The organism is Acidisoma sibiricum (genome assembly GCF_057837225.1).
This window is the reverse complement of record NZ_CM174445.1, coordinates 2,675,978-2,689,338: the sequence shown is the minus strand read 5'-3', so window position 1 is coordinate 2,689,338 and position 13,361 is coordinate 2,675,978. Positions and strand designations below refer to the sequence as shown.

13 protein-coding genes are annotated in these 13,361 nt (G+C 64.8%); 5 read left to right on the top strand and 8 right to left on the bottom strand.

Annotated elements, in window-relative coordinates; genetic code table 11:
• Positions 1-122 precede the first annotated feature (122 nt).
• From AC3G7M_RS12820 to AC3G7M_RS12810, 3 genes are all read left to right on the top strand, one after another.
• Positions 123-920, top strand: a complete 798-nt coding sequence (locus AC3G7M_RS12820) for a FadR/GntR family transcriptional regulator (RefSeq protein ID WP_489212423.1) — start codon at positions 123-125, stop codon at positions 918-920.
• Positions 921-1,035: 115 nt separating this feature from the next.
• Positions 1,036-1,326 carry a putative quinol monooxygenase gene (locus tag AC3G7M_RS12815; RefSeq protein ID WP_489212421.1) on the top strand — a complete coding sequence of 97 codons (291 nt, stop codon included), beginning with the start codon at positions 1,036-1,038 and terminating at the stop codon, positions 1,324-1,326.
• A gap of 263 nt (positions 1,327-1,589) precedes the next feature.
• Complete coding sequence (locus tag AC3G7M_RS12810; RefSeq protein WP_489212419.1) at positions 1,590-2,546, top strand: diguanylate cyclase domain-containing protein; 957 nt, start codon at positions 1,590-1,592, stop codon at positions 2,544-2,546.
• 31 nt (positions 2,547-2,577) lie between these two features.
• Here AC3G7M_RS12810 and AC3G7M_RS12805 read toward each other — a convergent pair whose 3' ends face one another.
• Positions 2,578-5,040: a putative bifunctional diguanylate cyclase/phosphodiesterase gene (locus AC3G7M_RS12805; RefSeq protein WP_489212417.1), complete on the bottom strand. Its 2,463-nt coding sequence runs from the start codon at positions 5,038-5,040 to the stop codon at positions 2,578-2,580.
• Between the two features lie 3 nt (positions 5,041-5,043).
• The gene (locus AC3G7M_RS12800; RefSeq protein ID WP_489212415.1) at positions 5,044-5,562 is read right to left on the bottom strand and encodes a putative pterin-binding protein; all 519 of its coding nucleotides are present in this window, start codon (positions 5,560-5,562) and stop codon (positions 5,044-5,046) included.
• Between the two features lie 164 nt (positions 5,563-5,726).
• Between AC3G7M_RS12800 and AC3G7M_RS12795 the strand changes: the two genes are divergently transcribed.
• Complete coding sequence (locus AC3G7M_RS12795) at positions 5,727-6,443, top strand: class I SAM-dependent methyltransferase (RefSeq protein WP_489212413.1); 717 nt, start codon at positions 5,727-5,729, stop codon at positions 6,441-6,443.
• On the opposite strand, the gene glcF is transcribed toward AC3G7M_RS12795, so the two are convergent.
• Genes glcF through AC3G7M_RS12780 form a run of 3 tightly spaced genes read right to left on the bottom strand, consistent with a single transcriptional unit; the run spans position 6,415 to position 10,397 of the window.
• Positions 6,415-7,743 (bottom strand): glycolate oxidase subunit GlcF, encoded by a 1,329-nt coding sequence (gene glcF / locus AC3G7M_RS12790; protein ID WP_489212411.1) that lies wholly within the window; start codon positions 7,741-7,743, stop codon positions 6,415-6,417. The two genes, AC3G7M_RS12795 and glcF, sit on opposite strands and share 29 nt — an antisense overlap.
• A 6-nt stretch (positions 7,744-7,749) precedes the next feature.
• The gene (locus AC3G7M_RS12785) at positions 7,750-8,967 is read right to left on the bottom strand and encodes an FAD-binding protein (RefSeq protein ID WP_489212410.1); all 1,218 of its coding nucleotides are present in this window, start codon (positions 8,965-8,967) and stop codon (positions 7,750-7,752) included.
• Between the two features lie 5 nt (positions 8,968-8,972).
• A complete protein-coding gene (locus AC3G7M_RS12780; protein ID WP_489212408.1) occupies positions 8,973-10,397 on the bottom strand; it encodes an FAD-linked oxidase C-terminal domain-containing protein in 1,425 nt (474 codons plus the stop codon).
• Positions 10,398-10,533: 136 nt separating this feature from the next.
• On the opposite strand from AC3G7M_RS12780, the gene AC3G7M_RS12775 reads away from it, so the two are divergent.
• On the top strand, positions 10,534-11,076 hold the full coding sequence (locus tag AC3G7M_RS12775) for a cytochrome b (protein WP_489212406.1): 543 nt from the start codon (positions 10,534-10,536) through the stop codon (positions 11,074-11,076).
• Between the two features lie 28 nt (positions 11,077-11,104).
• Here AC3G7M_RS12775 and AC3G7M_RS12770 read toward each other — a convergent pair whose 3' ends face one another.
• Genes AC3G7M_RS12770 through AC3G7M_RS12760 form a run of 3 tightly spaced genes read right to left on the bottom strand, consistent with a single transcriptional unit; the run spans position 11,105 to position 13,280 of the window.
• Entirely contained in the window at positions 11,105-11,398 is a 294-nt protein-coding gene (locus tag AC3G7M_RS12770) for a hypothetical protein (RefSeq protein ID WP_489212405.1), read from the bottom strand.
• Between the two features lie 44 nt (positions 11,399-11,442).
• Positions 11,443-12,615, bottom strand: coding sequence for a hypothetical protein (locus AC3G7M_RS12765; protein WP_489212404.1), 1,173 nt, complete (start codon positions 12,613-12,615; stop codon positions 11,443-11,445).
• Positions 12,594-13,280, bottom strand: a complete 687-nt coding sequence (locus AC3G7M_RS12760) for a prolyl hydroxylase family protein (protein WP_489212403.1) — start codon at positions 13,278-13,280, stop codon at positions 12,594-12,596. The genes AC3G7M_RS12765 and AC3G7M_RS12760 overlap by 22 nt, the downstream gene beginning before the upstream one ends.
• Between the last annotated feature and the right edge of the window lie 81 nt (positions 13,281-13,361).

Here is a 13,361-nt window from a genome sequence, read left to right as displayed (position 1 = left end):
CGCACGGTCTTTTGCAGCTCAGAGGCGAATAATGGCCCAACCAGAAGCCACCGCCTGCACCACGATGGCCCCTCCCGGACAGCGCTGCCCGCTGTCTGAGCGAGCCGGAGGCGGCCCGCGTCGTGGCCCGCATCTTTAGCCCCGTTCCGCGCCGTCGCCCTGCGACGTCGCTGCGCGTGCGGAAAAGGCCACAGGCAGCGCATGACATGGTGATGCGGGGCATCGGACTTGACATTGTCTCGGGCCTGTACCCCCCGGGAAGCCTCCTGCCCAGCAAGGACGTGCTGAGCCGCCATTTCAAGGTATCCAACAGCACCCTGCGGGAGGCTCTGCAGAAGCTCTCCTCCAAAGGCATGATCCATCCCAAGACGCGCGTCGGCACGCGGGTGCTGGAAGAGCGTCATTGGAACATGTTTGACGCCGATATCCTGGACTGGCGCTTTGCTGCGGGCGTCGACCGCGCCTTCCTCGCGCATCTCTTCGTGCTGCGCCAGGCCTTCGAGCCGATGGCGGCCGCCATCATGGCCGCGCGCGGCGACGCGGAGGCCGCGAGCCAGCTCACCCGGCTTGCCGCTCAAATGGCTGAGGCGGGGCGTGATCGGGAAGCTTTTGCCAGGGCCGATCTCGCCTTTCATCTCTTTATCCTTGAAAGTGCCGGCAACCCGTTTTTGCAATCCATCGCCGCGCTGATCCGCACCGCTCTGCTGGCAAGCTTCTCGATGAGCGCGCCGCGCGAGGATGACGGGGCGGATGCGCAGTCCCAAAAGGACCACGGCATCCTGGCCAGGGTCATTGCGGCGGGCGACCCGCAGGGCGCCGCGGACGCCATGATGACTGTCATCCGCACGGGCTGGACCAATCTGGGCGGCGACGATCCGGCCGAACTGGCAACCTTGCATCTGGCCCTGCCGGCGCCCTGACATGCTCTGCCGCCCCGGCGCGCTGGGTCGCCGCGCGAAACTGCGCGACGGGGGGATGACAGGCCGGGGGCGACGGCCTAACTCACTAAATCTTAACAACCACTGAAGGCTTGTCGTGGCGAAAGCTCTCTATGCGACGTTCGAGGTTCTGCCAGGCCATGAGGAGACCATCCGCGCCATGATGGCCGATCTCACGCGGGACGTGCGGGCCGAGCCAGGCTGCCTGCGTTTCGTGGCCTATACCTTGGACAGCAACCCCCGCGCCTACCATGTCGACGAAATCTACGCTGACGACGCCGCCTTCGAGGCCCATATCGGCAGCGCCCATGGCCGCGCCTTCAATGCCAGGATCAAGGATATGGTCGCCGGCGGCGGTTCGACCGTCTATTTCCTGAACGAGGTCTGAGGGGCGCTCGTCAGCCGGCGCCGGCGCCGTGTGGGCGCCTGCGGCGCCCGATCCATCGCTGGCTGGCCTGCGCGCCGCGCGACGCGCCAGCCAGCGTGCGAAACTGAACCTTCACCTTTCGGTGCTAGTGATGCGGCGCGCCCCGATCGGCCTCACAGTGTCTCGATTGTGTCCTGGCTGCCCAGCCACGCATCGTCACCCATCAGTTCCCCGTATTCGGTGACCGCGCCAGCCGGTGGCGACTGCGCCCGAGGGGACATGGATTGGACGCACTTTTTCCGATAAACGGCACGCGGGCGTTCTGGACGATCGGCGAACTCTACACAATCATCGATACGATGCCGACACCCGTCAGCTGGGCCTCCATCGGCGACGGCACGATCGGTTTCGTCAATCGGGCCTTCACCGATGTCTTCGGCTATACCAGTCAGGATCTCTCCACCGTAGACGACTGGATCGCCTATTATGTGCGGCAGGACGACCGAGAGGCGTTGGGCCGGCACTGGGCGTTGCTGCGGGATAGCACGCGCCGCGGCGTCACCATCATCCCGCCGCTTGAAGTCACCATCCGCTGTCGCGACGGGTCCGTCACAACCGTGCAGAGCCGCGGCACCGTGTTGCATGACCTGGGCATCGGCGTCGCCGTTTTTGAAGATATCTCCCTGCAGAAACAGGCAGAGGAGGCATTGCGCCGCATCGCGTCTGAAGACGCACTGACCGGAATCCCCAATCGGCGCGGGTTGCAGCGGGAATGGCAGCGGTTGACCAGTCAGACCAGCAGACAGCCCGGCGGCTTCTCACTGCTGCTGGCTGATCTCGACGGCTTCAAGACCGTCAACGACCAGTGGGGGCATGATATTGGCGACTGCGTGCTCGTCGAAGCGACCAGACGGTTGCGCAGCGCTGTCGGTGAAGACGGCATGCTATGCCGGCTGGGCGGGGATGAGTTCGCCCTGTTTCTGCCTGACGGCACCGGCCATCGCAGCGAAAGCCTGGCCCGGCGCATCCACGCCGCCTTTCACGCACCGGTCGCCACGCGTCTAGGCGCCGCCCAGCTTGGCGTCAGCATCGGCGCCAGCCGCTTCCCAGCCCATGGCAACGACCTCCGCAGCCTGCTGCGCCACGCCGATGAAGCGCTGTATCAGGTCAAGCGCCACGGCAAAGGCGGATTTGCCTGGTTCACGGCATCAGGCCCCGGCACCCATGGCATCACCCACTGAGGGCGGAAGGCCGGACCATGGCGGCCTCCGGTCATGAAGCGTCCCGCCCCGCCGGCTGGTCGTACAGACCTTGCGCCATTTTTCGCTGCACGGTCGCAAAGGACTGTGGCCGGTCGAACAGAAATCCCTGCGCCAGATCGCAGCCGAAACCGCGCAGAATGTCGTATTGCTCCCGCGTTTCGATGCCCTCCGCCGTGGTCTCGATACCAAGCTTGTGGCCGAGGCCAATGATCGATTCGACAATCGCCAGCGAATCCGCCCGCGTCACAATTTCGCTGACGAAACTGCGATCGATTTTGATTTTGTCGAATGGGAATTTCTGCAAATACCCCAGTGAGGCGTAGCCGGTGCCGAAATCGTCCAGGGCCACCCGCACGCCCAGGGCGCGCAGATCCCGCAGCATGGCGCGGACATCGTCCACATCCTGCAGCAGCGCACTTTCGGTCACCTCCAGCTCCAGCCGATGCGCGGGCAAGCCGCTGCGCGCAAGCGCCGTCTCGATCACCAGCGGCAGCTGCAGGGATTTGAACTGCAAGGGAGAGAGATTGACCGCGATGCGGATATCCTCGGGCCAGTTCATGGCCGTGCGGCAAGCCTCGCCGATCACCCATTCGCCCATCGGCAGGATCAGACGGGTCTCTTCCGCCATCGGGATGAAGCGATCGGGCGTCACATAGCCCAGCGTCGGGTGGCGCCAGCGCATCAGCGCCTCGAACTGGCGCAGATGCCCGGTTTTGAAGTCGAAGATCGGCTGATAGACGAGTTCCAGCTCATGACGGTCGAGCGCATTGCGGATGTCGGACGCAATGGCCGTACGCACGCGCACGGCATCTTCCATGTCAGGCGCGAAAAAGCGCCAGGTGTTTCGTCCCTCGGCCTTGGCGCGGTAAAGCGCCATATCGGCGCTGCGCAGCAGGCTTTGGGCGTCCGTCATGCCGTTATCGGCACAGAGAGCGATGCCGATGCTGGCGCCGGCGGCCAGGCGGGCGCCTTCGTAATAGAATGGCTCGGCGATTGTGGAGACGATGCGGCGCGCCAATGCTTCCGTCTCCGCGATGCGACCCGGCTTGGTCTGGAGAATGGCAAACTCATCACCGCCCAGGCGCGCGACGCTGTCCTGCGGGCCGATACAGCGCCGCAACCGTTCGGCGGCGGCCACCAGCAAAGTATCGCCCGCCAGATGCCCCAAAGTATCGTTCACGTCCTTGAAATTATCGAGATCCACGAGCAGCAGCGCGAAATAGTCACCCGCCGGCCGCCGGCTCAGCGCCGTGCGCAATGTCTCGGCGAACATCAGGCGGTTGGGCAGATCGGTCAGGCTATCGTGATGCGCGAGATAGGCTGTGCGCGCCTGGGCCTGGCGCTGCTCGGTGATATCTTCAAAGGTGGCAACCCAGCCGCCGTCCACCATCGGCTGATGATCGACTTTGATGGCCCGCTCCTGGGTTTCCGCGACGAAGGCCTCCGGCTCGTGCTTTCCCGTGAGCGCGCGCGTGCGGTCATGCAGCGTGTGGGCGACCTGCACCGGCACACGCTCCCGCTCGGCCACCATGGAAAACAGCGCAGCCACATCCTGTCCCGGCGGCGCGTCCCGCGACGCGAGACCGAACAGTTCCAGAAAGCGCTGATTGCTGACGATCACGCGCCCGAACCCGTCGACCATCAGAAGGCCCTGCGACATGTTATTGAGCGCTGCGTCGAAGCGCGCATTCTGCACCGCCAGGTCCTGGTCCCGGCGGCGCAGCGTCGCGTTCTGCACATTAAGATCCTCGTTCGCCTTGGCGACAGCGATATGCGCGCTGGAGAGTTGAGATCCGGTGCGCTGCAGCTCGTCCGTCAGCCGGCTCAGGCGGCCGTAATTCTCGGCCATGAGGTGATTGTCGCGCAGCAGGATGAGAATGAGCAGAACGCCCAGCCCGATCAGCACCCCGGTGACCGCCGCCGAAATCATATGCAGCCTCTGCAGACGGATTTCGCCGGTTTCAATATCATTGCCGACGAAGGTGCTGCTGAGCGACGCGAGCTGGATCAGGTCGGGTTCCAGCGGTTCCAGGATGGTCAGGATGCGCCTGGGCACGTCCGGCTGATCCGGCGAACTGGCGAGCGGCTTAATCTCCTGCACCGCCCGCGCCAGATCAGGCACGACGGTCGCCAGTTCAGAATGGCCGCTGAGGAAGGACTGGAATTCCGGGCGGAGCAGAACGCTCACCCGGTTCTGCAAAATAGCAAAGCGCAGCTGGAGCATTTCCGGGGAACTGCCCGGCAGCTTCAGGGCGAGCCTGGCGGCGGACGTCTCCAGACGCATGAGTTCGGCCGCGCCCTGACTGGCATCGAAGGCGGTGTCGTATCGGGCCAGACGATGTGCCGCTGTCGATTGCTGCAGTACAAGGTAGGACGTCCCCGCCGCCGCGAGAGCGAAGCAGACGAGGACCCCGGCAAGGAACAGTTTGACCAGACGGCGCCGGCCCGTGTCGCGCTGAATGCGAGCCTGCATGGCTTAGACGATGGTCATCCGGTCCAACTGCCACACGCAACGGCCATAAAACGTCTGCCGCGCGAGATCGGGATTGCCGTCGAAGGGATAGACAATGAAGAGCGGCCCCTTATCGGCGATCGGCATCAGTTGACCGTTCATGCGGGTCGCGAGGAGCGGCTTATAGGCGGCAAAGTCGGAAATCGGCACTTCCGCGCTATAGTCATTCAGGGCCGTGGCGACGAGGGTTGTGCCCTGCGCCCCGATACGTTTCATCAGCGTGTCAAGCAAAACGCCGCTGAATTTCGTCTGATCCGTCCACGGTGTTTTGGTCGTGAGCGTGGTGATCCCGAGCGATTCGAGTGTGGCCATGTCAAAGACCGCGGTCGCGCCGCGGTTGGGATTGCTGATCTTACCCATAATGGTGAGCACCGGATCGCCCTTGGGCAAGGGAATCGGTTGGGCCGCCTGAGCTTTCCAGGGACTGCCGGCCAACCCGGCGGCCGCCCCACCCAAGCTCACCAGGAGCTGACGCCTTCTCATCCTTCGTTCCTCACCCAATGTAAGCCAATCAGCAACCGCCCAAAGCAACCCAACCTGACTAACCTTTCGATGGAGTTAAAGCCCTATTTCAGATCCATTAACAACTGAGCCTTGCACGCAACCCGCAGATAAGGCTAGCAGAACTGCCTCTAGGAACGACGAGCATGACAACCAAACTCTGGGCGTTAAGTAGCGCCCGCACGCACGAAAAAGACGTCGCCCTTCAGGACAGTTCTGCGGAAGATCGGCTGGCGACGATTATTGGCGACCTGCCCCGGGGTTCCCTCGTCGTCGACTACGGTTGCTACGGTTGGCAGGCGGCGCATATCGCAGCCAGGATCGGACGTGGTGACCTGCGGCACATCGGCATCGATCTGCATCAGGAACCCCCGGAACGGCCGCTCGGCGCAGAATTCCGTCTATTGACCGCGATCGGCGGACCGCTCCCTCCCCTGCAAGCGGACCTGATCGTCGCCACTCATGTCATTGAGCATTGTAGCGACGCCGTTTCTGTTTTCGGCACGATGATCGCCGCCGTAAAGCCCGGCGCGTGCGTTTATATCGAAACGCCAAGCGAACACACAGCTCTTTTACGGAGCGACCCGGACGTTGAGGGGCATGCCTTCACGAATTTTTGGGATGACCCGACCCATGTCCGGCCCTGGCCGCTCGCGGCCTTGTACCGGCTCGCCTTGTCCTGGGGAGCGCGGCCCGAGGATCTTTGCCATGCCGATCGGGGTGGCATCCATTGCAGCACGGCACTGATCCGCCGAATCGATCCTGACGTCCCGCGCTATCGATACGTCTCACTCGCCGATGTCCCCCGCGGCGTCGCGGCCGCGCTGGACCATGTCAACCGCCAGGCGCGGCCGACGGAGTAAGGATAGCGGCAGGCTGCGGCCCACCGGCCATCCAATCCAGCAACTCCACTGTATGAACCACCGGCACACCCTCGCCTGAGAGCTGGGTGATACAGCCGATATTGCCCGCGGCAATCAGATCCGGCCCGCGTTCCTTCAGGCTTGCCAGCTTGCGCGTCCGCAGCTGCCCGGAAATCTCCGGTTGCATGATGTTGTAGGTGCCCGCCGACCCGCAGCAGAGATGCGCGTCCCGCGGCTCGACCACCGCAAACCCGGCGGTTTTGAGAAGCGCCTTGGGCGCGGCGGTCACCTTCTGGCCGTGCTGCAGGCTGCAGGCGGCGTGATAGGCGACGGTCAGGCCAGGGGCCGGGCGCTGCGCCTGATAGCCGATCCGCACCAGATATTCGGTGATATCCGCGGCGAGCGCCGAGACGCGCTCTGCGCGCGCCGCCTCCGCCGGCGGCTCGTCGCGGAACATGAAGCCGTAATCCTTCACCGTCGTGCCGCAGCCCGAGGTGTTGATCAGAATCGCGTCCAACCCCTCGCCCTCGATCTCCCGGCTCCATCCCGCGATCGCGGCGCGGGCCGCTGCCATTGCGGGATCGTGCCGGCCCATATGATGGGTCAAGGCCCCGCAACAGCCGACTTCGGGCGCGATGACGACGTCGATTCCGAGACGGGTTAGCAGCCGGATGGTGGCCTCGTTGATCGAGGGCGCGAGCACTTTCTGCGCGCAGCCGGTGAGCAGGGCCACGCGGCCCCGGCGCTCACCCTGCGCGCGGTGAATCTGCGGCCGCTGCAAGGCGCTTTCGGCGGGCAGGCTGGCCGGCGCCAAAGACAGCATGGCGCGCAGGCGCTGGCCCGTGATCCCGCGCGCGGGGATGAGCCGGGCCGCGGGCCGCGCCACAGCCGCCGCCCGCAACGCCAGGCGGAACAGCCGCGGATTGGGCAAAACGGTTCCCAGGACAGCGCGCAAGATCCGCTCCGGCCAGGGGCGCCGGTAGCTCTCCTCGATATAGCGGCGGGCATGATCGACCAGGTGCATGTAGTTCACACCTGATGGGCAGGTCGTCATGCAGGACAGGCAGGAGAGGCAGCGGTCGACATGGCGCACCACCTCCTCCGTCGCCGGCTTGCCCGATTCCAGCATGTCCTTGATCAGGTAGATGCGTCCCCGCGGACTATCCAGCTCATCGCCCAGCAGCACGAAGGTCGGACAGGTGGCGGTACAGAAACCGCAATGGACGCAGGTGCGCAGCACCTGGTTGGATGCCGCGGTATCTGAATCCCGCAGCTGTTCGGCGGAAAAAGTGGTCTGCATGACTCTCTATAGCCCCGCGTAGAGACGGCCCGGATTGAAGATGCCGGCGGGGTCCATCGCCGCTTTGACGCGCCGTGTCAGGCCGACCAGGGGCGGGCTTTCCGGCGGCACCACCGGCATGGCCGCCCGCAGCGTTTCGGGCGCCCGCATCAGGGTGAAGGTGCCGCCCAGTTCCCAGACAGCATGCATGATGGCGCCATGCGCGGCCTCGGTGCCGGGTCCCACCGCCCAGATGCGGCCGCCACCCCAGTCCATGAAGCCACGCACGCCGGCATTGCCGATCAGCTCCAGCAGTGTCGGTCCGCGCGAGGGCCGCGTGGAGAGATGCCACACCGCCTCCCCCGGCTCGGGGCGAATGGGGGTCACGTCACGGATCGCGGTCCAGACCCGCCGGCTTGTCCGCTCATCCAGAGGCTCCGCTTTGCCGAAGCGGGCGAGCGTCCCTGCCAGCCGCTCCAGCCGGTAGGATACGCTGTTCGGGAAATCCTCGACCCGGATGATGGTGACGGATTGTGAGCCGATGCCGGGGACACGATCGACGGCCCAGGCCGGCAACCAGGCGGCGCCCGATACCCCGAAGGGTGAGCCGAGGGCAGCCGACAGCGCCGCCACGCCATGGCGGGCATCGAGCCCGCGGATAATCAGCGCGCCCGTCATTGCCGGCGCCGGCAGCACCTTCATGGTGATTTCGGTCATGATGCCGAGCGTGCCGTGGCTGCCGGTGATGAGCTTGCACAGATCAAGCCCCGTGACGTTCTTGAGCACGCGTCCGCCGGCGCGGATGACCTCGCCCCGGCCGTTGATGATGCGCATGCCGATGACATGGTCGCGCGTCGCCCCCCAGGCCACGCGGCGTGGTCCGCTGAGATTGGCGGCCACCATGCCGCCCCAGCTCTGCGCAGCCGTGCTGCCCAGCAGCCCGGACAGATCGGGCGGTTCCGCCGTCAATTGCTGGCCTTGCGTCTGCAACGCGGCCTCGACCGCTTCCAGCGGTGTGCCGGCCTGCGCGCTGATCACGAGTTCAGTTGGAGAATAGAGTGTGATGCCGGAGAGTGCGCGGGTGGAAAGGGTCGTGGCTGCCTGCACCGGCCGCAGCATTGCGGTCTTGGAGCCGAAACCCTGCACCAGCAGCGGACGCTGCGCCGCCCGCGCCTCCGCTACCATCGCCGCCATCTCCGCCTCGTCGGCGGGGATAAGGTCGGCGCGCTCCGTGGTCTCGCTCATGCGGCTCAGGCCGCCACGAGCGGAAAGACCTTGGCGGGATTGAGCAGCCAATCCGGGTCGAAGGCGGATTTGATGGCACGCTGCTGGTCCAGCTCGATCTCGGTAAATTGCCGCCCCATCAGATCGCGCTTCTCGACGCCGACGCCATGTTCGCCGGTCAGGCAGCCGCCGACCTCGACACAGAGACACAGGATATCGGCGCCGAAGGCTTCGGCCCGGTGGAAACTGTCCGGGTCATTGGCGTCGAACATGATGAGCGGGTGCAGGTTGCCGTCACCGGCATGGAAGATATTGGCGACCTTCAGCCCGTATTGGTCGCTCATCTCACCGATCCGGCGCAGCACTTCCGGCAGACGGCCGGTCGGGATGGTGCCGTCCATGCAGAGATAGTCCGGGCTGATTCGCCCCACGGCCCCGAAAGCGCCCTTGCGGCCTTTCCAGATCGCCGCACTTTCCTCGGCCGATTGGGAGACTTTGCAACTGATCGGGTCGAATTCGGCGCAGATGGCGCGGATGCGGTCGAGCAGCTCATCCTGTTCGGCGACCGAGCCTTCGACCTCGATGATCAGCAGCGCTTCCGCATCCAGCGGATAGCCGGCATGGGCGAAAGCCTCGCAGGCGTGGATGGCCGGCCGGTCCATAAATTCCAGCGCCACAGGAATGATGCCCGATCCGATGATGCGGTCGACGCAGGCCCCGGCAATTTCGTTGGAGCGGAAGGCGGCGAGCATGGCGCGCTGCCCTTCGGCCGCCGGCAGGATGCGCACCGTGACCTCGGCCACCATCGCGAGCTGGCCTTCGCTGCCGGTCAATATGCCAAGCCAGTCGAAGCCCGCCGCATCCAGATGGGCGCCCCCGATATCGACGATCTCGCCATCGATGGTCACGATCTTGAGGCCGAGCAGGTTATTGGCCGTGACGCCATATTTCAGGCAATGCGCGCCGCCGGAATTCATCGCCACATTGCCGCCGATCATGCAGGCAAGCTGGCTGGACGGGTCAGGCGCGTAAAAAAACCCGTCCGCCTGCATGGCGGCGGTAATCGACAGATTGGTGACGCCCGCCTGGACCACGGCAAAGCGGTCGTCATAATTGATGTCCAGGATGCGGTTCATGCGCATCATGCCGATCACGACACCGTCCGCCAGCGGCAGCGCCCCGCCCGACAGGCTGGTGCCCGCGCCACGGGGAATGACGCGCACCGATTCCCGATTCAAAAAGCGCAGCACCGCGGCCAGCTGCTCGGTGGTTTCCGGCAGGGCCACGGCCAGCGGCGGCTGGCGATAGGCCGTCAGCCCGTCTACCTCATAGGGTTTCAGCCGCACGGCTTCGGCGATCACACCGGTTTCGGGCAGAATCCGCCGCAATCCGGCAATGATGGCGTCCCGCTTGGCAAGTGTCGCCGCTTTCGGTTCCGGCAGACGGATCATGGCGGCCTCCCCTCGAAGCTGGTGCCTTTCGGTGAATCTGCGCTGCACGCGCCCGGGTTGCAAGCCGCTATAGTTGCGAATGCCTCGCACTTGCACTAATACCCGGCCGCACTGCCCCGCCACCGGAGATTGCATCATGGACGCCCGCTATTCAGGAACCCGTATCCTGCTGCATTGGCTGTCGGCCGCGGTCATTATCTGGGCCTCCGTCACCGGTTTTCTGGCGGCACACCATCCGCATGACGCCTTCCGCCGGATGATCGACCTGATCAACCCGCAGATCGCCACCCTGTTCGTGCCGGTCTTCCTGGCCCGCACGGCGCTGTTCCTGCGCAGCCGCCCCTGGCAGCAGGCCCGGCGCTCAGCCTGGCCGGCCCGCGCGGCGCTCGCTGGCCACGCCATGCTCTATGCCACCATCATGGCCGTCCTCGTCTCAGGATTGCTGATGATGCCTGGCCCATGGCGCTTGCTGGGCCTGCTGCCCATGCCAAGCCTGCCGCCGGGGAACGCGGCTTTGCCCGCACTCGGCCATCTGCACCGCCTCTGCTGCGCAGGGCTGGGGACCTTGGTCCTCGGTCATGTCGCGGCGGTCGCCCTGCATCATCGCGCCGGCGACCCCGTGCTGCGCCGCATGCGCCCGCGGATCGCGGCGCGCGGCCCGCAGCCTGCCACCGGCTAAGACAGACGCCGGTGGCATGGCCGCCGTATCACAGACTATGCAGAACCGCCGTGTGGCGCACCGGAATATCGGTCGCAAAGCTCTGCGCCTCGGCCTTCAGACTGGCATAGTCGGCGTCTCCGCCCTTCTTATAGGCGGCTTCCTCGGCGGACTTGTAATAGCGATGCGCGAAAGCCTTGTTATGGGTGGCATCCGTGATCAGCTCGATACGCTCGACCTTGGTGTTTTCCTTGTACCAGGGCACCGCCTTCGACTTGTAGAAGGCGACGAAATTCTCGGTTTGACCGGGAAGAAGATGGATTTCGGTGACGATGACATGCATGGACGGTCTCCTTTCAAGGAAGGTCTGGCGGGTGTGCCGTCGTCCTACCGGTTTAACGAACTGTCCGATCGGACGCGGTCAGTCATCAGGGGACCGTGCCAGGGCAGGGTCGCCTCATGAGCGCAATCGAAGACGCGCGTGTCATGCGCATCCGGCTGTGGGTTGATGACGCGCACAAGCCAATAGAGTTTCGCTTCGACGACACGCGACTCCATGAATCTGAACTTGATATGGTGCAGCAGGCAAAAGACAGTCTGGCCGGAGTCTGACAGGTAGCGGCCATTCATGCGCCGAAGCTGCCGCGTCTGTTCGGGCGTCAGAAACCCCAGATCGGCGATCGCCTGCAGAACGGCGTCACAGCCGGCGACGGCCGGCGCCCATTGCCGCTGGAAGACATTCACTTCCACGGCAAAGGCGCCGAGAAACCGCTCCGCGCTGTCGCAATCGAGCATGAGCGAATTGCCGCGGCGCATCAGCGGGCGCAACCGCGCCAACTCCCGGCGTAAAACGCCGTCGTCACGCGCAATGCCGAGCAGGGTCAGCCATTGCCGTATCTGGTCTTCGCTGTCGCATCGCCAGCAGCTCCGCAAGGATGAGGCGGAAGACGCCGTCAGGCGTGAGGCCATATAGCCGATATGACCCAGCGCCATGGCGTCCGCGGCCTGCCATGGCGCTTGATGACGCAGCAGATGCGCGAAGCGGGACACCTGATCGGCCAAAGCGGGATAGCCCGCCAGACTGGCCGACAAAGCCTGAATATCCGCCCCCGGCACCAGGGCGATGAAGAGCGCCGGATCGCCGAGCGCGGCCTCATGCGGCGCCAGATCGAATTCCAGCCACATCATCATGCATTGATCGCGCAAGGCACCCTGCCCTGCGGCCAGCTCGCGCCGCCAATCCTGCAGCAGCGCAATCGTCGCCGCCCAGACCGGGCTCCGCTGCTCAAACCCCGCCTTCAGCCAGGCCGCAAGCGACCCGTCCGAAATGCACAGGCTGGTGACGATATCGCAGCGCGCTGGACGGCTGCCTGGATGCAGTTCCAGAAACATCCGGTTGCTGCTGGGCACCGCACTGGCGCAGTCAAGCCAGCGCGGCCAATGCGCCGCCCCGATCCAGGACAACAGCGCGGGCCGCAGCCCGGCCAGCAGATCCCCGCCTGAGACTGCCTGCGGCAGGCTGGCACGGCGCCGTGCGGTCATGACCGATGCGTCTCGCATTCAGGCTGTGCCTTACTGCCGGGGAACAGCACCCAAAAGACCAGAACCGTCTTTTCACCGGACAGAACCGGCCGCCCGGCATGCAGTTCGGTCGGCAGAAAGACCAGCACGCGGCCAGCTTTGGGCTGGCAACGGTAGTCCAGGCGCGGAAATTCAGTCTCGCCCCCCGTGAAATCATCATCCATATAAACGATCACCGTGAAGGCGCGTTCGGCATTGCCGCGATGGGTATCGGTATGCGGCTTGAATTCGCCGCCTTCGGGGTAGCGGATGATTTCGGCACCCCCGATCGTATCGAAATTCAGGCCGAATTCTGAGGTGACAAAACGACAGACCACGGCCTGTACCCTCTGCAGCAGCTGCACGGTCTGCGGTTTGCTGGCGAGATCAATATCGCGCAGCCGGATGCGGGTCGCATTGCGGCGGTCATAGTCGATGACGCCGACAATTTCTGATTGTCCAGGAACGGATTTTTGCAAAACCGCAATCTGCGCCTGGTCCCAGGGATCGTCTGCGGTAAACTCGCGCAAGACCGCGGCGGTGACGGCAGGCGATAGAAGATCGGCGATATAGACTGATGGCGCGACTTCCGAGAATGCGGCGTCTGTCTGGCCCATAGTGATAGAGAAGGCGCGCTCTTCGACGTCACTATCGATGATGGTCATGACTTTCCCATCGCCTTATGGATGGCGGGACAGCAGAGACCCGAACCTCGGCCGCTAGACCGGTGCCGTTGCGACCGCCGG